Origin of the sequence: Psychrobacter sp. DAB_AL62B (assembly GCF_028895345.1) — a bacterium.
GTDB lineage: Bacteria > Pseudomonadota > Gammaproteobacteria > Pseudomonadales > Moraxellaceae > Psychrobacter.
On the sequence record NZ_SAXC01000012.1, the window covers coordinates 24,297 to 43,861 of the forward strand.

The window sequence follows — 19,565 nt, forward strand, 5'->3', positions numbered from 1 at the left end:
TGTCAGGGTTTCATCTCTTGTTTAAGCTGTTATTATCGATAGTGAATTCATAAGTAGTCAGCAACAACTTAATAAATAGAAACTTAAAGAGCTGTTGATAATAGTTATTAATTGAAACTCAAATATCAGTAAAATAAAATAATGGAGCAAAATATGAGAGAACGTTACGCAAGTGGAATAGATGATGCAACCGCAAAAAAAATGACTGATCTGTTAAACGCCAACCTAGCAAACGTCATCGACTTGACTCTAGATGGCAAGCAATGTCATTGGAATCTACAAGGTACTGGCTTTATCGGTGTGCATCAGTTACTAGACGATACTGCCGAGCGTATTCGTGAGGTTTCAGATGCGATTGCTGAGCGTATTGTCATTTTAGGTGGTGAGCCAAATGGTACAGCCCGTCGCGTGGTAAAAGATTCTATTTTAGATGACTACCCGACTGATATCACCGAAGTGGAAGATCATGTTCGTGCGATTACTGATCGTTATAAAAAAGTAGCTGTTAAATTGCGTGAAGCAATTGAAGCTGCAGGTGATGCTGGCGATGAGGATACTGCTGATCTATTCACCGAAGCAAGTCGTATCATTGATAAAGACGCATGGTTCATCGGTGCCAATGCCCCGAAAAAAGATACGTCTAAAAAATAAGACTGTAATAAATAAGATTAACTTATTTGCTAAACATAAAAAAAGGTCACCTCTATGGTGACCTTTTTTTATGTTTGCTTATTTTTAAGCTGGCTTCAAAATATCGAATTTAAAAACGACTAAGTTGAAAATAATTAGGTTAGCAGCAGCAAGCTTAGAAAATACCTTTCACGATTTGCTTCATCTGCGGCAATAGCTCGCCTAGTTGGGCTTCAGTTTCAGTAGTATCATCAGGTAAAGAGTGCTTCAAAAAAGCAGCAGTAATTTGTGGCTGTTTTGCTAAGATGTTTTGACCGACAGCTGTATCATAAAATTTGATTTGGGCATCAACTTCCGCTTGCGTGTAGTAAGTTTTGGCTGCACTGATATAGGCTTGTGTCAAGGTTTGAATATCTGCCGCATCACCAATACCGTTGCTCATGATTTTGGCATACTGACCTAAAACGTTTTGAATTTGATCTTGTAACTCGCGTTGACGCTTGTTTAATTGCTTATCGTTTACTTGTTGATGACTACGGCTTTGAGCTTGACTATTAATCGCCTCAATAGCAGCTTGCTGTCCATTGACGATAGATTGTATTTGTTCATCAATATGCATCACCTGCATAAGCTTAATAATAGAGATATCAGTAGGTAACAGGCTGCTGACACTTTGTGCATCATCAATATTATTCACGCTATAAGGTACTGACTTGACTGTTTCTGATTGTTGAATTTGATTTGCGTCACTGTGTACGATTAATTCTGCATTGGCTTTTACAGCAGTACCTGCCATCAGAGTTGCTACTACCAATGCCAGTAAAGGCGACACTATTTGTGTATGATGGTTGGGATTTTTCGTTAGAAGTTTTAAAGGAATTTTCATATTATATTCTCATTATTATTATGGATTTTCAGTGTCAGGCAAGCGTAATATTTCGGCATTAGGGACCGACAAGGTTAAAATAGCTTCTTGGAACAACGCCTGACTACGAAACTGATTTTCTATACTTTCAAACTTGTGCGCAATTTCTTGCTCATGCTGATTGCCAGCAATATCGACCGCCGCGACCATAAATATTTTCTTAGGACCTACCCACTCTAAATGCAAGTAAGAAACGCTATCGATATCTGGATGCTTGAGCAGTTCTGCTAAAATATAATCGTGCATTTTTTCTGAGACTCTATAGCCCACTAAAAAATCGCGATTACGACTGATTAAAAAGACTGCCACAACGGCAAGCAATATACCAACAATGATAGACCCAAGCGCATCCCAAAATGGCTCACCAGTATAGGCATGCATTGCCATCGCAGCTGCCGCCACAACCAACCCGATGACTGCCGCCAAATCTTCAAAAAATACTCCACGCAAGGTAGGATTAGACGTATCAATCACATAACCTATGGCACTGACATTAATCGCTTCGCCATGTTTTTTACTTTGCAAATACGCCTGTGTTAAAGAAAATCCTTCTAGTACAAAGGCGACTGCTAAGATAATAAAACCGATGGTATAGTTGGTTTCAGTCTCAGCTGCATTCCACTCGGTAATACCAGTATAAATAGAAACCACTGACCCTGCCATGAAGACGCCAAACGCTGCAATCATCGACCATACATACGACTCTTTACCGTAGCCGAGTGGATGGCTTTTATCAGCAGGTTTGATTGACTTTTTTTCTGCAATAATCAACAAAGTACCATTGCCCGCGTCTGCCCAAGAATGCGCAGATTCCGCTATCATAGAAGCAGAGCCTGTCATAAATGCAGCGACTGTTTTGGCAATGGCAATAATGAGATTGGCACCAACTGCAATCAGAACCGTTACCAATGAGCTCGATTTTTTGTCATCAGGATTAGGCACAGATCTAGGTTGGTCAGAATGAATGTCATCTGGAGCATTGAAAGGATTTGGAGCGCGAGGGCGACCAATGCCGCTCGTATCAGCGTGCGGCATTGGCTCGGATTTTGCATCAGATTTTGACGGTTTTAAACTCATCTGAGCCTCAATAAATGAATGGTTTAAGGTATAAAACCAGACTAGCTATATATAGTCGCTAGCTGATTTTATTAGACACTTTAGCTTTCATTTAATGTAGTCAAAAACCTTGTATATATCAGTAATGTTTTGGTGAGAGTATGTTCATTGTCTGCATTAATGAGCAGACTCTGCACTTGCTACTTTATTAGTGAATTTACTGATGTCGCAGCTGATACGTTGCGAGCCTTCCATACGCAGCTTTTTACGCTCTAAGCCTGCGTCAAAGCGGCATTGTTGCAAGGCATCTTTAATCTCAAGCTCAGGGATTAGCGTTGGCTTGCGGTTCTCATCAATCGCCACCATCGTAAAATAGCAGCTGTTGGTATGTCGAACGGTACGTGCACGTACATCCTCTGCCTCTACTCGAATACCGACTTCCATCGAGGTTTTGCCGACATAGTTCACACTAGCCGCAAACGTCACTAGCTCGCCGACATGAATAGGTTCACGGAACATTACTTGATCGACTGACAGTGTCACCACATAACTACCGCTATAGCGACTGGCACAAGCATAAGCGACTTGGTCCAGCATCTTGAGCAAATCCCCACCATGAACGTTGCCAATAAAATTGGCCATATCTGGCGTCATAAGCACTGACATATATAGCTCATGGTTTAATGGGACTCTTTTAGCGGTGGAGCTGGTATTGTATTGCGACATAGTGTTCCTTAACGGGTGTAAAAACTATTTAAAGTGTTATTTATACAGCAGCAATTGCCACAGCGCAAATATAGTCGATTCACTTTAACTAATAGATTAGCTTAACCAATGAAAACGATAAGCAAGCCAAGCCACGATAGCACTTACTGAACCCGTTAAAATGCCGCCCCAAGCAAAATCGACCAAAGCGGTGTCCATAGTAAAACCTTTATACAACGCTAAACTGGTAAAATCATAAGTGCCGTAAGCCATCAGTCCTATTAAAGCGCCCAATAAGAAAATATGGTGAAGCGGCGCATTTGCTTTGATTTGTGGGTATAAAATAATAATACACAGCGCCAGCAGATAGAACATATAAAACACGCCAGCTGCAATCATATTGGGCTCATCGGCGAGCAAATGCCCAATACGCTTTTCATAAAAAAGACCAGTCATTGTCTTGAGCCAAACCGCATCGATGCCCAAAAATATAGCAACGGAAGCAAGATAAATATATATATAACCCATGATAATATCCTTTTATGATGCTCGCTAAATATGAAATATGAGTTACATATATGCGATTCAAACTTATTGTTTGATTAAGCAGTTATGCTCTCGGCACTTGGTAAATCAGAAAAATGTAGTGTATCGATATTGTCTGGCTTAACCGCCGTGACTTGTACCACGCCAATCGTCCGCTCCAAGAATCCGCCTTCGCAGTAGCAAAAATAAAACGCCCACAAGCGAATAAAAGCCTCATCATAACCGAGCGCTTTAATCTCTTCGCGCTGCGCCATAAATGCTATGCGCCAATCTCGCAAAGTATGTGCGTAGTCAAAACCATAATCGTGCAGCTGCTTAATGACCATATCTGTCTGTTCTGTGAACTGTGTATTCAGCTCTTGATTGGACAGCAAGCACCCACCTGGAAAAATATGAGTTTGGATAAAATCCACCGATTCTATATAGCTTTTATAGTTTTGATCATTAAAAGTAATTGCTTGCAGCACCATCAAACCCGTTGGTTTGAGCAAGCTATTACATTTAGCAAAAAACGTCGGCAAATATTCATGTCCGACCGCCTCAATCATCTCAATACTGACCAATTTGTCGTACTGCCCTGCCAGCTCACGATAGTCTTGCTTGAGTAGGGTGATTTTATCAGAGAGTCCAGCCGCTTCAAAACGGCGCTGCGCCTCTTCGTACTGCGCGTCAGAGATAGTCGTCGTCGTTATTTGACAGCCATAATGCTTGGCGGCATAGATAGCAAAACCACCCCAGCCTGTCCCAATTTCTATTACATGATCTTCAGCTGTAAGTTGTAGGCGTTGGCAAATAAGCGCCAGTTTATGCTGCTGCGCCTCAGCCAATGTCGCCTCTGGGTTTTTATAGACCGCTGATGAGTACATCATCGTATCATCTAAAAACCGCTGGTACATATCATTACCCAAGTCGTAATGCGCTAGAATATTGGACTTTGAGCCAGACTGATCGTTACTACGCAGCTTATGATTTGCCCTCTCAAAGGTTTTACTGATCCCAGCAAAGCGGTTCTCTAATTTATTGAGCACGGCTAAGTTACGCGCCGCCAATCGAATCAATCCCGTTAAATCGTCCGTATCCCATTCGCCATTGATATAGCTTTCCGCTAGCGCAATAGAGCCACCAAACAGTAATTGACGATAAACGCTACTGTCATGAATCATGAGCGTCACGTCTAATGGATGACGACCAATGGCTGAGCTACTTTGGGTGTTAGAAGATTTACTGCCAAAATGATGAGTCTTGGACGGCTGTCCAGCAAAGTCTTCAATAATAGTGATACTGCCAAATTGAATATGTTTTAGAGCACGAAATATGGCTTGTTTTGCTAAATAACTCACGCTGTTGGTTACTGGTTGCAAAATCGTACTGTCATTGACCGTTCGGCGCATGCTCGCGGTCATTTTTCCTAGTTTTGAAGCGGGTGCTCGATCGGTCGGTCGTGCTGACATTATTTATTCATCCTTGTCTAAGTGCTCTAAATTAAGCGCTCTAAATTTTGGCATTGAGCTGGCGGTGGCTAGCTGTTGAAATAGTTATCTAGCCATTATCTAAAACTCTAACTATCAAGAAATATCCTTTTGAGTACTCTCATTTTGCTGTTGGCTATCAGCTAACTTTTCATCGTAATTAATATAAGGTACTTTTTTAATCGCGTAGAGTTTAAAAGCATGCCAATAAATACGTGTTAAAGAAGTCACATTCATCAGCGGGTTTTTACGCAAGCTCTCGCGGATCGTCGTCGCTGTCATTGGAGTACCTGACATCTTTATGCCGGTTTTTAATACCTCACCGCGTTCATCACTGATATTAATAGCAATACGAACTTGCAAGCCGTTATCTGACTGTTTTTTATTCTCATTTTTGACTGTATACTTCACTGCACTTTTTATCGCCACTTGCCAGCAATACTGCTGGTCAATAGGATTAAAAGGTGACACATGAAAGTCTTTATCGTGACAAAACTCAGTATTCGCGCCATCTAATAAAAACCCATAATAATGACGTTTATCCCATGGCGTATTCGATACTTCAGCCAATAAATGGGTTGGCTTTTGCTCCATATCAAAACCCAAGTAGAAGTTTACTGGGCTAAAATAGATACCGGCATTGCGGCAAACAACCATACCAATCATATCGCCTGCTGGCGCACTACCTGTTTGTTCAATAAATGCTTGGCTCAAACGATGGTTAAGTGCTTGAATAGGGTTTAAACGGCTATCGTCATTTTCATTATTACTTAGGCTATTTGGTTGTTGTACATTTAGCCCTTGTAAATAATCACCAGGATAAAATTGCTGCAATGCTTTTTTCTTTGCTGAAAATAACGGCAATCCTTTTGACAGCATTTTTTGTGATAAGAGATTTTTTGCTAACAATGCATTTAACGGCAATTTTCTTAGGATTTTATGACTACTAAGGAATGCCACATTTACTTCTGGAAGTGCTTGTCCTGCTACTAGCGCACTAATATTGACGCCCCAATAGCGATAAGGATAAGCAAATTTATGCATACTCGGTAACAGCCGACTATGCCATGTCGTTCCATGAAACAGTTGGTGCGGCAAGCTTACATTATCATGAGGCGACGCTTGCTTTAATATCCTGTCAGACGGAGGCGTTGAACCAGTCATAGTGCTCTCTCCCATTAATTCTGCTATATATTTTTGGCTTTACGACGAGCAAAAAAACCCAGTTTTTTCTTATTAAATGCTTCAGCATCTGGCTGTAAAGTCGCGATATATTCCACCAATTCTTGATTAGTAGTGGCAGTCACTACCTGACGTTTTTTGAGTTTGCGCGACTGTTTGTCAGCTTTTATCGGCAAGTCTTTATAGCGAAATGGTGTATGCGCACTCTCGGCATCCGGCAGATGGCTTTGGTCAACGCTATCCTTAATATCAATGTTGCATTTTAATGCCTGACAAACACGCAGAGCGCTGCGCACCCCATCTTCATGAAAGCCATTAAACCAATAAGCACCGCAAAAATGAGTATGCAAGCCAATACCAGAAATACGCGACCACTGAGCTTGCGCGTCAATCGTCTCGTTGTTAAATACAGGATGGCTATAGTCAATTCGCTTGATAACTTGACTCTCATCCACCTCGTGATTTAGCGTCACTAAGTAATTATGCTGCTTGGTTAAACGCTGCAAGATATTCATATGATAGGTCAATACTGGTTTCACTGAAGCTTGCGTCTGTCCTTTGATATTTTGAGTAGAATTTTTATCATCAATTAAATAGTTCCAACTTGCCCATGCAAGTGGCTTTTTCGGCAAGACGGTCGTGTCGGTATGCAGGACAGCGGTATTATTCGTAAACTTGAAATGACTCAGTACTTCCTGCTCAGCAGGACTGGCGTCTTTTATTATTTTAAGCGCCGTATCCGCATGACAAGCAAAGATAACTTCATCGAAAATCATTTGTTGCACAGATTTATTGTCTTTAGTAACGGCCTCATTACTATTAATGACGGTCAAAGTGACTGTCTCATCATGACGAATAACAGACTGCACCGGACTGTTGACTCGAATGCTGCCGCCAGCTTTCACAAAGCGTGTTACCAGCTTATTCACGTACTGTTTGGAGCCGCCTTTTATCGTGAACCACTGCGGACGATTGACTACATCCAGCAAGCCATGATTATCAAAGAATTGAGCAAAGAAAACCAAGGGGAAGTCTTGTACCTCGCTCAAACTGGTTGACCAAATAGCGGACACCATTGGTAATAGATAATTATCGGTAAACAAATCACCGAATTTACTGATATTAAGATAATTGCCTAGCGTTTGCTCGGTAAAGACACTGAGATCGTGTCCTTGCGCGCGAGCCCCATCATAATCTTGGCGCAGCTGACGAACCTGTTTATTGAACCGCAAAATATCAGTGATAAATGCCCAAAACTTAGGGTTAAGAATATTTTTGCGCTGCGATAATAAAGTATTGAGTGTATGACCATTGTATTCAAAATTACGCGCGGTATTTTTAACTGAGAAACTCATATCCGTTGCTTGAAACGGTACTTGCAGCTCGTAAAGTAAACGAAAAAAGTTAGGATAAGTACGCTCATTAAAGACAATAAAGCCAGTATCTATCGCACTTTTCTCTACTTTGCTTGGCTTTGCCTTTTTACCCTCTTGTAGCGTCACATCGATGGTATTCACGTGGCCACCAATATAATCGTTGGCTTCAAACACTGTGACATCATGCTGCGGCGCTAAATAATGAGCACAAGTCAGCCCTGACACGCCAGAGCCAATGATGGCGATACGCTTTTTCGCTTGAACGTTGGAAGAATCTTGTAAAACGCTGCTAGATTTTTTAGCCATTATTTCTGTATTTTTACGTTTACGGTGGATAAACGACATAAAGGCGTTCCTTGTTATTTTCTTTATTACGTTATTTTTTTACTATGTTCTCGGATCTATCACGATTTATTGTTTTTTATTCATTTTTTCACTGACTTGCTTCCAGACCAAATCTGGTAACGTCCCTAATACTTTTAAGGGTAAGGTAAGTTTTTTGGGGAATTCGATGACATCATGACCGCTCTTTATACCATCTCGAATCGCTTGACTTGCCTGCTCTGGCGTTTGGATAAATGGCATCGGAAAGTCGTTTTGTTTGGTCATCGGTGTTTCGACAAAACCGGGTACCACCAAGCTGACCGACACGTCATACGGTGCCAGGCTAATCTGTAAGGTTTTCATTAGATAATGGATGGCCGCCTTCGAACTACCATAAGCTTCAGCACGGGCAAAGGGCACATAGGCCGATGCGGAACCTATACCCACCAAACGACCTTTTGAAGCAATCAGCTTTGGCAGCACTCCTTCAATGGCATGTGATAACGTACCCATATTCACTGACATAACGTTCATAAAAGCACTGCTATCGAAGTTTGGCATATCCAAATATTCACACATGCCCGCGCCACAAATTGCCAAATCAACGTCACTAATTTTGTCAAAAGCGGCAATCACTTTATCTCGATCCATGAGATCTAAATTTATGGTTTCTGCTCCTAATGATTTTAGCTCAGACAATGCGTCCTCATCACGACCGACGGCATAAACATGCTGCCCCTCTTGCAGATAGTCTTTTGCCAACTGATAACCAATGCCAGAGGTCGCACCAGTAATAAGAATGTGCTGTTTTTTAAGCGTCGCTGTCATCGTAAATATCCTTTTATTGACTTGCTGTCTTATATACAATTTGGTTTTGATAAATGCCTATTTAATCTATCTTTAGTCATTAAAAACTGACGATCAAGAATAATCGATTATCACTGTTTAATTAACCAATAGCTTCGTTTATTTATCAAATCTAAATAATTATAGTATAACTAAGCATCTCAATTTGTTGTTACTTCGCAAACGGGCATATAGATAAAACGGTAGACAAATTTGGTGTATAAAATATTTTGTCATCGTTTATCGCAGTATCGACGTTTTTATAAAAAAATATGCAAATAAAGCTTGACCTATTTTTTATCTTTGCTAGAATACGCCCCACTTAGCAAGAACTCGTTAGAGACTTCCTAAGCTCGTTGTAAGCAATTAGACACTTACAGCTTATTCTCCAATAGCTCAGTTGGTAGAGCAACGGACTGTTAATCCGTGTGTCCCTGGTTCGAGCCCAGGTTGGAGAGCCATATTTTAGTAGTAAATTTTTTGAGTCATCTTTGATTCGATTATGGCATTTGCCAAGACCCTCATCACTTTGATGAGGGTTTTTTTATGGCGGCTGTTTTTGTAATATGGGCTTAAACTACTTAATGAGAACACTTATTTGAACCAGATTAATGCACTAATGTTGCTAGAATCTATAATTAAATTGGTTGTGGCTATAACTTACCCCTATAATGACGCCATAAAATATATATAATCTATCTCATCGTATTCTTAACCATTCAAGGACTGGATTCTTATGAGTAACTCTGAACAAATCACCTCCTCTGATAATACTCATTATCTACATCACAATTTTTTTGAGCCAAGTGATAGTGATACCACTATTACCGCCACCCTGCTGATAGTTCACGGCATGGCAGAACATAGCGGTCGTTATGCAGATTTCGCACAGTTTTTAGCCGATCACGGTATCGCAGTTGCCACTTATGATCAGCTTGGTCATGGAAAAACTGTCAAATCTACCAAAGACTTGGGGTTTTTTGGGCATGAGCATCCTGTACAGTCGCTATTAAAAGATGTCATCATCATGGCAGATAGCTTAAAAGCTCGTCATCCAACTGTTCCTCACTTTGTGATGGGGCACTCGATGGGTTCGTTTATTGTACGCAACGTACTTAAGCACCATGCACGAGACTTTACAGGCGCAATCCTCATGGGCACAGCGGATGCCAATCCATTGACTAAAGTATTACTACCTGTTAATAAGCTACTGGCAAAAGCCGCGCCTAAAAAGCCAAACACCATACTTGCTAATGCGATGAACAAAGTGCTCAATAGTAAGCTTAACAATCGTATTTCTTCCTCACAGTTTGCGTGGCTAAATGAAGACCCCGCCGCCGTCGAAGCGTACGAAGCCGACCCATTAAACGGTTTTACCTTTACCAACAACGGTTTTATGACCTTGTTTGTCCTAATGGAAGCTGGTTTAAATAAAAATTGGGCCTCAACGATTGCCAAAGACTTCCCAATGTTACTGATAAGTGGAGAAAATGATCCTATCGGTGATATGGGCCGTGGCATTCGCAAAATTGCTAGCCGTTTAGAAAAACAGCATTTTAGCAAGGTATCTGTAGAGCTATACCCTCACATGCGCCATGAACCACTCCATGAAAAGAACAATAATGTGGTCTATCAAGATATCTTAGATTGGCTAAATAGTAATGCCGCAGATAATTAATAGCAGCGTTGTCGCTTAACGTTTTTGCTAAAAGTTGCTAAAAGTTGCTAAAAGTTGCTAAAAGTTGCTAAAAGTTGCTAAAAGTTGCTAAAAGTTGCTAAAAGTTGCTAAAAGTTGCTAAATCAGCGACTTTTAGCAAAAATAAAGCAAGCAATTTTTAGTCCAGACCGCGCTAATTACAATATCTATATTTATTTACCTTTCATCAACTTTAGGAATGTTTATGTCATTACAACAGACTATCGAGCAAGCTTTTGAACACCGTAACGAATATAGCCCAAGTACTATGCCGCAAGAGGTACGTGATGCTATTGAGCAAGTGCTTAAGCAACTAGATAACGGTACATTGCGCGTTGCAGAAAAAAAGGATGGCGAATGGGTCGTTAATCAGTGGGCAAAAAAAGCCGTACTACTGTCTTTCCGCCTAAATGATAACTACGTCATGGCAGCTGGCGAACATGTACAGTTTTATGACAAAGTTCCGACTAAATTTGCTGACTGGACTCAAGCACAATTTAAAGAAGCAGGCGTACGTGTTGTGCCACCAGCGGTTGCTCGTAAAGGCTCATACATTGCAGCCGGTGCAGTATTGATGCCGTCGTATGTCAACATCGGTGCTTATATTGATCAAGGCGCCATGGTAGATACGTGGGCGACTGTTGGTTCATGCGCCCAAATCGGTAAAAACGTCCACCTATCTGGTGGCGTAGGTATCGGTGGTGTTTTAGAGCCAATACAAGCCAACCCGACAATTATTGAAGACAACTGCTTTATCGGCGCACGCTCTGAAATCGTTGAAGGGGTTATCGTAGAAGAAGGCGCTGTTATCTCTATGGGCGTTTATATCGGTCAGTCTACCCGTATTTATGATCGCGAAACAGGTGAAATCCATCGCGGCCGTGTACCAGCTGGCTCAGTTGTCGTTCCAGGTAGCTTACCGTCTGAAGATGGCACACACAGCTTATATGCTGCTATTATCGTGAAAAAAGTCGATGCACAAACCCGTGCTAAAACATCAGTAAATGAGTTATTACGTTTAGCCTAAATGCTTAGTTACTATATTTAGTTACTACATTTAGTAACTATATTTATTCAATACATTCGCTGTTTTGAATAATAAAAAGATGCTGGGGTTTACTCCGGCATCTTTTTTGTTGCTGAATAGCAGCTTAATAACAGACATTACGTTATAATCCTGTTCTTGTTTTAGCCTTATTCAGACATAAAGCGACACGTACCACAAACCGCCTTTTTATTACGATTGATAAAGGCTTAATCACCTTGTCAACATCTAATTGTATTTGAAATATTATGAGTGAGTTATCTTTACGCACTTCTGCGATTCCTGTCACTGATCCAGAAGCTGGGTTACGTTTGACCGAGATTTTTTATTCCTTGCAAGGTGAGGCGCTGACCTCAGGTTTGCCGACCATATTCGTCCGCCTAACTGGCTGTCCACTACGCTGCGTCTACTGCGATACCGAATATGCTTTTAGTGGTGGCGAGCGTCAGTCGCTTGAGACCATCATGACGACTATCGCAAGCTTCCCGTGTAAGCGTATTTGTCTAACTGGTGGCGAGCCTTTAGCCCAGCCAAATGCCATTGAATTGATGAAACGTTTGCTGAATGACGATTATGAAATCTCACTTGAAACCGCAGGTGCACTGACGGTCGAAAACGTCCCACCAGCGGTCAGCAAGGTGATGGATCTGAAAACCCCAAGCTCAGGCGAAGTTGATAAAAACTTATGGTCAAACCTTAATTATCTGACTCAGCACGATCAGCTTAAGTTTGTCATTATGAATCGTGAAGACTATGACTGGGTAAAGGCCAAACTTATCGAGTATAAGCTAGATAAGCTGGTCGGTACGGTTTGGTTTTCACCGATGTTCAATGTCGCCGAGAATGACAGTAGCCCTGATGTGCCTGTATTAGCGCGAGAGCTTGCTGAATGGATATTAAGCGATGCCTTGCCGGTACGTTTCCAGTTGCAATTACACAAAATTATTTGGGCGGATGCTAAAGGTAAATAACATCCAAAAATCCGAATAAACGCTCCAAATAAATAATCTGTATGGATAATATAAATAAATAGCTAGGCAGCTATAAGGACACATGGATGGTCAAACTAATTTTATTGGGCTTATTGGCCGGTGCGTTCTTTAGCTCCACGTTTATCTTAAATGAGCTGATGAGTAGTGCCGGTGGCCATTGGTTTTGGTCAGCGAGTCTGCGCTATTTATTTATGTGGTTAATCATCACCGTCATTATTACGATGCAGCATGGCTTTGGACGCATTAAAGAATTGAGCGCCATCTTCTTTCAGCATTGGCGATTTTGGTGTACTACCGGTAGTATCGGCTTTGGTGTATTTTATACTGGCATTTGTTATGCTGGCGACCATGTTGCCGGCTGGGTCGTCGCGGCGACCTTTATGTTTACCGTAGTTACCAGTCTGTTGGTATTATTGGCATTTGGGCAACGCTTTGATAAAAAATTCATTCTTTATGCGCTGCTGGTCTTTATTGGCGTCGTACTCGTCAACGTCAGCGAGGGATTACGTGCCTCTGCCCTAGCCGATATCAATACCGTTCCAATGGCTGATATGCTGCTATATGGCGCTCTGCCTGCACTGGTTGCGGCGTTTAGCTACCCCATCGGTAATCAACTGGTTTGGCAAGTCTCCCACAACTCTCGCAAACATACTGCTGAGCGACAACAAGCAAGAGAAAGCGCCGACCATCAAAATAATATCGATAATCATAACCAACCGCTCATATCAGAAGCGTATGATTTATCTACCGTAAGCTATGATGCGACTAACCTCGATGCTAATAAGTCTCACCAACAAACCAATACATCTATAGCTGAGCCGACATCTGCCTTACAGAATCTAATCGCTCGCATTCCTGCTATTGAGACAACCTTACTGCAAAATGCCTTTAATAAAATATGGCTAATGACCCTTGGTAGTTTACCATTTTGGCTAATTTTAGGCCTGATAGTGCGCCCTGAAGCGCCTGCTACCTCGCAGCTATTCAATACTTTGCTGGTGGCTTTATTGGCAGGCGTTGCGGCGACAAGTATATTTTTATATGCCCGTGAGCAAGCAGTGACGTCAAGTGAAGTCGCTGGCGTGGACTCTACCCAAGCAAGTGAGGTTATATTTGCTTTAATTGGCGGTATATTACTGCTAAATAATGCGATACCTTCGGCATTGGGCTTAGTCGGTATCGGGCTGATTATGCTAGGGCTGATATTATTTGCAAAAGATGGGTGAGGCTAAAAAACATCAATGATAAATAGTTTCATTTTCCCCGATATTCTACTATATTTATTAGATATGGTTGGGGTGATTGCTTGCGCTATCGCTGGTACGTTGCTCGCTCAGCATAAAGGCTTTGATGTTGCGGGCTGTATCCTAGTGTCTATGGTCAATGCCATTGGCGGTGGTACGCTACGTGACATGGCGCTCGATCGCCATCCGCTATTTTGGATGACCGATCTTAACTATGTGATTGTTATTACCCTCACTTCGCTTATCTTACAAATATTTTTTCATCTGTATCATAAGATTGATAATGCGCTCAAACTCTTTGATGCCATTGGTTTGGCAGCATTCAGCGTTATCGGTTTTAAAGTGGCATTGGCGCAAGATATGTCACCGGTTATCGCTGTCATGATGGGGGTTTGGACTGCTATTATCGGTGGCTTATTACGTGATATTATCTGTAATGAAATACCTTTGTTACTCCAGCGTGAGATTTATATCACTGCCAGTGTCGCAGGGTCATTGACGTATTTGGTGCTCGACTACTGGGGTTTTGACGCTATAGCAAACGAATTTACTATGCTGTTTGTCATCTTTGCCGTGCGCATGCTGGCATTGAGATTTGATTGGCATCTTCCTTCCATTCGCTTAGTAAGTTAACAGGTGACTAAACGCTTAGCCGCCTGTTAATTTACTAAGCGAATTTTCTGTGTGAATCCTTATGATCAGTATTATGAGTGTCAATGTCTATGCGTGGCTGAATGCCTGCTGTATTACTTTATTTGGTCAACCTTTTGATCTATTGTTCGCCGCGCCCTTAAGCGTGACTGCTACCTCTAACATTGCTGCTACTGCCACTTCGGCTGTTAATGCAGTAACGCAGAATCCGCTTGCCCTCACCCCTGAGTTTGTCACACGATTTGAGCCAACCTCATTTATGTTTTGGCTGGAAATGTTTGGCATTTTTGCCTGTAGCGTCTCAGGAACGATTTTAGCAAAGCATAAAAACTTTGATGTGTTCGGCTGCATTTTAGTAGCTATGATTGCCGCTATTAGTGGTCCTACCGCACGTGATATTATTCTTGATCGCTATCCATTATTTTGGATGGTCAATATGAATTATCTATTAATCATTACTATTACTTCCGTTGGCTTTCAGATATTTTGTAACCCAAAGGCGCGCCATGTGGATGGCTTATTAAAACTCTTTGATGGCTTGGCACTAGCAATTTTCACCTTAATTGGTATACAAGTGGCGCAAGAAATGGGTGCAAATATTCCTATCTGTATCTTACTTGGGGTATTGAATATTTTGTTCGGCGGTGTCATTCGTGACATGCTATGTAATGAGATTCCATTAGTATTGCAACGTGAGATTTATGTGACGGCAGCGATTATCGGCGGGATATTGTATTTTGTCATGGAAAGCATGGCTATTACGCCTTGGATAAAAGAAGCGTCGACGATGATGACTATTTTCGTGATTCGCATGCTAGCAGTACGCTATGATTGGCACTTCCCAGATATTAGTCTGATGAAAAAACATTCGCTTTAATATAATTAGTTTTATATTAAAAACAACAAAACGTAAAGTCAGAAAAAGGGCATTAATCTTTATGATTAACGCCCTTTTTAGCTCAATAGCGACAAGAAATAATTTTAGACCTCAGTAATAACCGCCAAATCCTTAACCATTAATTGCAAGCTTTGTTTGCCATTCCACTCATTGATGTCCAGCTCAAACAATATATGCACTTTTTCGGCGCGGTAATCCCAAGCACTGCTATCAAAGTTAAATTGAATGGCCTCAATTGGGTACTGCACATCGGGATAACGCAGAGATAACTTAAGATGTTTGTCTTTTAGTATTTTAAAGTTTAAGACTTCAAATACACCATCAAATATCGGCGGCGCGAATCCATGTCCCCAAATGCTGGCATCCGCTAAATGCTCAGCGAACCATAAGCTAAAGTCGCTTGCTTGCAAAGGACCATCGGTAAATTTCTGCTCGGCGAATACCTCATCATCCATCTGTGCCAGTACGTCGTTAAAAGCTGTCACAAAGCCATCAAAGTTACCACGTTTCAACGTCAACCCTGCTGCCATCGCATGACCACCAAAATGACTGATTAAGTCAGGATTTTGCTCGGCAACTTGTTCAATCGCATCGCGAATATGCACGCCTGCGATAGAACGCGCCGAGCCTTTAATAGCATCATCGTCACCCGTGCGCTTAGTATCCGCTGGCGCAAAGACAATACTAGGCAAATAATGACTCTCTTTTAAGCGACCTGCAACGATACCGATAACGCCTTGGTGCCAGTCATCTTGATATAACACAATACTGCGATTGTGATTATTAACAACCGGTTTCTCAGTTTTATGCTGAATAATCATATCAGCGCTTTCGTGAGTATCACCATTGGTATTAACATTAGCATCGATATCTGTAGCAGCAGTAGCTAACGCTTGGACGATGCTATCCGCTTGCTCACGCATCTCGCCTTCTACTTGGCGACGAGTACGGTTAAGTTGCTCAAGCTCTTGCGCCAATCGTTGCGCCGTCTGCCAGTCATCCGCTAGTAAACACTCGATACCGATGCGCATATTATCCATACGACCAGCAGCATTGATACGTGGACCTAAGACAAAACCAAAGTCTTGCGCCTGTAGTTTTTTGGGATCACGACCTGCTTGCTCAAGTAACGCCAATATCCCCAAAGAGCCACGTCCTTGTCGAATGGCGTTCAACCCATGATGCACTAAAATACGATTGTTTTTATCGAGTACGCCAACATCAGCAATCGTCCCAAGTGCCACCAAATCTAAATATTGGCTTACTTGTACGGTAGTTTTACCCGCTTCACGGCGCAGTTTTGCCAGTCGTCCAAGTACATAAAATGCCACCCCAACGCCCACCAATGCTTTACTAGCAAAGTTGCAATCAAGCTGATTGGGATTGACCACGGCTTCAGCAGGTGGCGTCTCTTTAGTCGTGAGGTGATGGTCAGTGATAATGACAGTGATACCATCAGCCTGCGCACGCGCCACACCTTCATGGCTTGAGATTCCATTGTCTACCGTGACGATCATTTGCGGCTGATAAGTCTCAATACCCAATTCGACAATCTCTGGCGTTAGACCATAACCGTATTTAAAACGGTCAGGCACCAGAAAATCAACCTTGGCACCCATGGCGGTCAGCGCGCGCATCATTAGCGCCGTACTGGTTGCCCCATCGCAATCAAAGTCGCCAACGATAAGAATACGCTGACCCTCATCAATGGCGGCATCTAGTAAGCGTATAGCCTCAGTAACGCCATGCAAGCCTTCAGCAGCTAACAAACTGGATAGCTGAGTCTCAAGCTCAGCAGGCTCAGTGATACCGCGCCCCGCATATAGGCGAGCAAGGGTAAATGATTGGGCGGCAAGTGGTTGCAACGCGGCGGGCAACTCGTCGATACGAGCGCTGGTATAACGGGGGGTTAAATTTAGCATATCGGTATTCTACTGGCTTTGGCAGGCGGTCACAATGTTAATTTTCAGCACGTCAGTATAGAGTTATTAATTATTTAGGCGGTCACAATGACGTAACTTATAGCATAATTTAAGCATATCGCCTCATTTACAAAAACTGTTCACAGTGACCGTAATTTTATGCATTTTGCTACAAAGCAATGATTGTATGGCGCTTATAAATCCATAAAATGGTAAACATCTTATAAGCACATCAGATGCTTGCCATCTAATTTAATATTTGATGCTTTATTATTCACTGTTTTTCTTTTAATTGCTTTTTCTTTTAATTACTTTAAGGATATTTTATGAAAACCACCCCCGCTGCTGAAAAACTATCCAATACTATTGATCCAAATTTAGATCTTGAGCAAGTCAAAAAAGAATGTATCGCTATGGTCAAAAAACGCGCCAGAATCTCTGCTGGTGTTGCCATCGTTCCTGTGCCATTTTTTGATGTGGCAGTTGACGCTGGCATGCTGACGATGCTGCTACCTGAGATTAGTGAGCGCTTTGGTTTGCTTGAGGACCGTAAGGCTGCTGTAGATCTAGAGTCACGCGCTATTCACTGGAGTGCGCTAAAAGATCGTACGGTTGATTTTGCAGGACTGATGGCAACTCGTGGTATCGTTAAAAAGACCGTTCAAGGCTTTGGTGGTCGTATCGCTGCGAAGCAAGTTACTAAGTTTATCCCATTAGGTGGTCAACTGGTCGCAAGCACAATGGGCTATATGATTTTTAAGAAGATTGCTACTGACCATATCAATGAATGCTATAACTTAGCAAAAGATATTCAGCAAAAGCAACACGGTAAGAATGTTTAAAAGATATTTAATCAGGGCTTGAAAGCTTAATAACTTGCTAATAATAAACCCCGCTAAGAATTTCTTAGCTGGGTTTTCTCTTTATTATTCAAGCATAACAAGATATCGATAAACACTTTCTTTCACGTATCTTTTAAGAGACTAACCTACTCAGTTTGTTCAATCACAATAAGTATATGTGGTGTTTCATCCTCTCTATCAACGTGCACGATGGCTTGCCAGCCACTATATAAGAGTATTCTCTCAGCAAATTTTAGCGACGAACGTTTTTCTAACGTTTGTAACGTTTTTAGCTGCTTAGTATGATGCGCTAGAGGTATGAGAGTCTTTAAAACCTCTGAAAATACCGGTAATGACTTGCCTTGTTGTGGATTAATATTGTATGAAACACTACTTAAGTCGCACCCTGATAACGTCGCTTCAATACTTAGCCCATTTGCCTGAATGGATTCAGTGATCACTTGGGTATAGTCATGTATATCAATATCTTCATGACTCGTCCCACCAAGACTAAGGTCTAACAAGCTCTTATCTTTGATACGAGATAGTCGGCAATTATCCCGATAAACACTGCTAATAGGACTGCCCTTTTCCCAATTTACCGTAAACTCAAGTACCGGCTCTAGCAGCTCACCATCCTCATATGCTTCAGGATGCGAGCGATAGTTAGGCACTGCGCTATAATAAATTTGTTTACCCTTCACTTCGTACTCAACGATATGCTCGCTAAAGGGTGCATAGAGCAATATCTCATGTTCATTGATAATGCTCTTATTCTTAGTTAATAGCAGATAATAAATCGTACTATTGGAATAAACACTCCCTCCCAATGGACCCATAGATTCGACTTCTAAAGCTATATCTTCAATGCCATCACGATTAAAATCCTCTTTTATCAATGGCAGTAAGCGCAGACTATAATCCATGCTCTGCTCGTCACCATCAGCATCTTCGTACTTATCTGAACAGCGATACTCAAGAGCAGGACTTACTTTGGGATTAGGCTTTGGTGAAGAACAGCGTTTTTCTACCAATTCAACAATGAGCTTTTTGGGCAGCACAATATTATTAGTCTTGTTGCTGGTATCATTACTACCTTTAGTACTTGCCTCAGCCAGTGATAGCGGCATGATCGATAGCAAAAGCAAAACACCTAAATAGCGTAACCCTACATAACGTAACATGGTCATCTCCTTTAGCCTGTGAGCGATAAAAT

At 41.7% G+C, this 19,565-nt stretch carries 18 protein-coding genes and 1 tRNA gene; 9 read left to right on the forward strand and 10 right to left on the reverse strand.

Features of this window, described 5'->3' with window-relative positions; genetic code table 11:
* Positions 1–153: 153 nt before the first annotated feature.
* Positions 154–651 carry a DNA starvation/stationary phase protection protein Dps gene (gene dps, locus EPB74_RS12175; protein ID WP_079691263.1) on the forward strand — a complete coding sequence of 166 codons (498 nt, stop codon included), beginning with the start codon at positions 154–156 and terminating at the stop codon, positions 649–651.
* 154 nt (positions 652–805) lie between these two features.
* Here the strand turns inward: dps and EPB74_RS12180 are convergent, their stop codons facing one another.
* From EPB74_RS12180 to EPB74_RS12215, 8 genes are all read right to left on the reverse strand, one after another.
* Positions 806–1,516, reverse strand: a complete 711-nt coding sequence (locus tag EPB74_RS12180; RefSeq protein WP_274904404.1) for a DUF2059 domain-containing protein — start codon at positions 1,514–1,516, stop codon at positions 806–808.
* A gap of 18 nt (positions 1,517–1,534) precedes the next feature.
* Positions 1,535–2,632 (reverse strand): cation diffusion facilitator family transporter, encoded by a 1,098-nt coding sequence (locus EPB74_RS12185; RefSeq protein ID WP_274904405.1) that lies wholly within the window; start codon positions 2,630–2,632, stop codon positions 1,535–1,537.
* Positions 2,633–2,788: 156 nt separating this feature from the next.
* Entirely contained in the window at positions 2,789–3,337 is a 549-nt protein-coding gene (locus EPB74_RS12190) for an acyl-CoA thioesterase (RefSeq protein WP_079691260.1), read from the reverse strand.
* A gap of 96 nt (positions 3,338–3,433) precedes the next feature.
* The gene (locus EPB74_RS12195; protein WP_274904406.1) at positions 3,434–3,844 is read right to left on the reverse strand and encodes a DUF2177 family protein; all 411 of its coding nucleotides are present in this window, start codon (positions 3,842–3,844) and stop codon (positions 3,434–3,436) included.
* 74 nt (positions 3,845–3,918) lie between these two features.
* Entirely contained in the window at positions 3,919–5,313 is a 1,395-nt protein-coding gene (locus EPB74_RS12200; protein ID WP_274904407.1) for an SAM-dependent methyltransferase, read from the reverse strand.
* A gap of 114 nt (positions 5,314–5,427) precedes the next feature.
* Positions 5,428–6,495: a DUF1365 domain-containing protein gene (locus EPB74_RS12205; RefSeq protein WP_274904409.1), complete on the reverse strand. Its 1,068-nt coding sequence runs from the start codon at positions 6,493–6,495 to the stop codon at positions 5,428–5,430.
* 23 nt (positions 6,496–6,518) lie between these two features.
* Complete coding sequence (locus EPB74_RS12210) at positions 6,519–8,234, reverse strand: NAD(P)/FAD-dependent oxidoreductase (RefSeq protein WP_274904410.1); 1,716 nt, start codon at positions 8,232–8,234, stop codon at positions 6,519–6,521.
* A gap of 66 nt (positions 8,235–8,300) precedes the next feature.
* Positions 8,301–9,041 (reverse strand): SDR family NAD(P)-dependent oxidoreductase, encoded by a 741-nt coding sequence (locus tag EPB74_RS12215; RefSeq protein ID WP_274904411.1) that lies wholly within the window; start codon positions 9,039–9,041, stop codon positions 8,301–8,303.
* Positions 9,042–9,444: 403 nt separating this feature from the next.
* Between EPB74_RS12215 and EPB74_RS12220 the strand changes: the two genes are divergently transcribed.
* The 7 genes from EPB74_RS12220 to EPB74_RS12250 all read left to right on the forward strand — a co-directional run bounded on the left by EPB74_RS12220 (position 9,445) and on the right by EPB74_RS12250 (position 15,564).
* A tRNA-Asn gene (locus EPB74_RS12220) sits at positions 9,445–9,520 on the forward strand.
* Between the two features lie 275 nt (positions 9,521–9,795).
* On the forward strand, positions 9,796–10,737 hold the full coding sequence (locus EPB74_RS12225; RefSeq protein WP_274904412.1) for an alpha/beta hydrolase: 942 nt from the start codon (positions 9,796–9,798) through the stop codon (positions 10,735–10,737).
* 223 nt (positions 10,738–10,960) lie between these two features.
* Entirely contained in the window at positions 10,961–11,782 is an 822-nt protein-coding gene (gene dapD, locus EPB74_RS12230; protein ID WP_274904414.1) for a 2,3,4,5-tetrahydropyridine-2,6-dicarboxylate N-succinyltransferase, read from the forward strand.
* 266 nt (positions 11,783–12,048) lie between these two features.
* Positions 12,049–12,771 (forward strand): 7-carboxy-7-deazaguanine synthase QueE, encoded by a 723-nt coding sequence (gene queE, locus EPB74_RS12235; protein ID WP_274904416.1) that lies wholly within the window; start codon positions 12,049–12,051, stop codon positions 12,769–12,771.
* 86 nt (positions 12,772–12,857) lie between these two features.
* Positions 12,858–14,018, forward strand: a complete 1,161-nt coding sequence (locus EPB74_RS12240; RefSeq protein ID WP_274904418.1) for a multidrug resistance efflux transporter family protein — start codon at positions 12,858–12,860, stop codon at positions 14,016–14,018.
* Positions 14,019–14,033: 15 nt separating this feature from the next.
* On the forward strand, positions 14,034–14,669 hold the full coding sequence (locus tag EPB74_RS12245) for a trimeric intracellular cation channel family protein (protein ID WP_274904419.1): 636 nt from the start codon (positions 14,034–14,036) through the stop codon (positions 14,667–14,669).
* A gap of 73 nt (positions 14,670–14,742) precedes the next feature.
* Positions 14,743–15,564 carry a trimeric intracellular cation channel family protein gene (locus EPB74_RS12250; protein ID WP_274904420.1) on the forward strand — a complete coding sequence of 274 codons (822 nt, stop codon included), beginning with the start codon at positions 14,743–14,745 and terminating at the stop codon, positions 15,562–15,564.
* Between the two features lie 104 nt (positions 15,565–15,668).
* On the opposite strand, the gene recJ is transcribed toward EPB74_RS12250, so the two are convergent.
* Positions 15,669–17,507 carry a single-stranded-DNA-specific exonuclease RecJ gene (gene recJ / locus EPB74_RS12255; protein WP_274904422.1) on the reverse strand — a complete coding sequence of 613 codons (1,839 nt, stop codon included), beginning with the start codon at positions 17,505–17,507 and terminating at the stop codon, positions 15,669–15,671.
* 326 nt (positions 17,508–17,833) lie between these two features.
* On the opposite strand from recJ, the gene EPB74_RS12260 reads away from it, so the two are divergent.
* Positions 17,834–18,349, forward strand: coding sequence for a hypothetical protein (locus EPB74_RS12260; protein ID WP_274904424.1), 516 nt, complete (start codon positions 17,834–17,836; stop codon positions 18,347–18,349).
* Between the two features lie 146 nt (positions 18,350–18,495).
* On the opposite strand, the gene EPB74_RS12265 is transcribed toward EPB74_RS12260, so the two are convergent.
* The gene (locus EPB74_RS12265; RefSeq protein ID WP_274904426.1) at positions 18,496–19,533 is read right to left on the reverse strand and encodes a hypothetical protein; all 1,038 of its coding nucleotides are present in this window, start codon (positions 19,531–19,533) and stop codon (positions 18,496–18,498) included.
* Positions 19,534–19,565 lie beyond the last annotated feature (32 nt).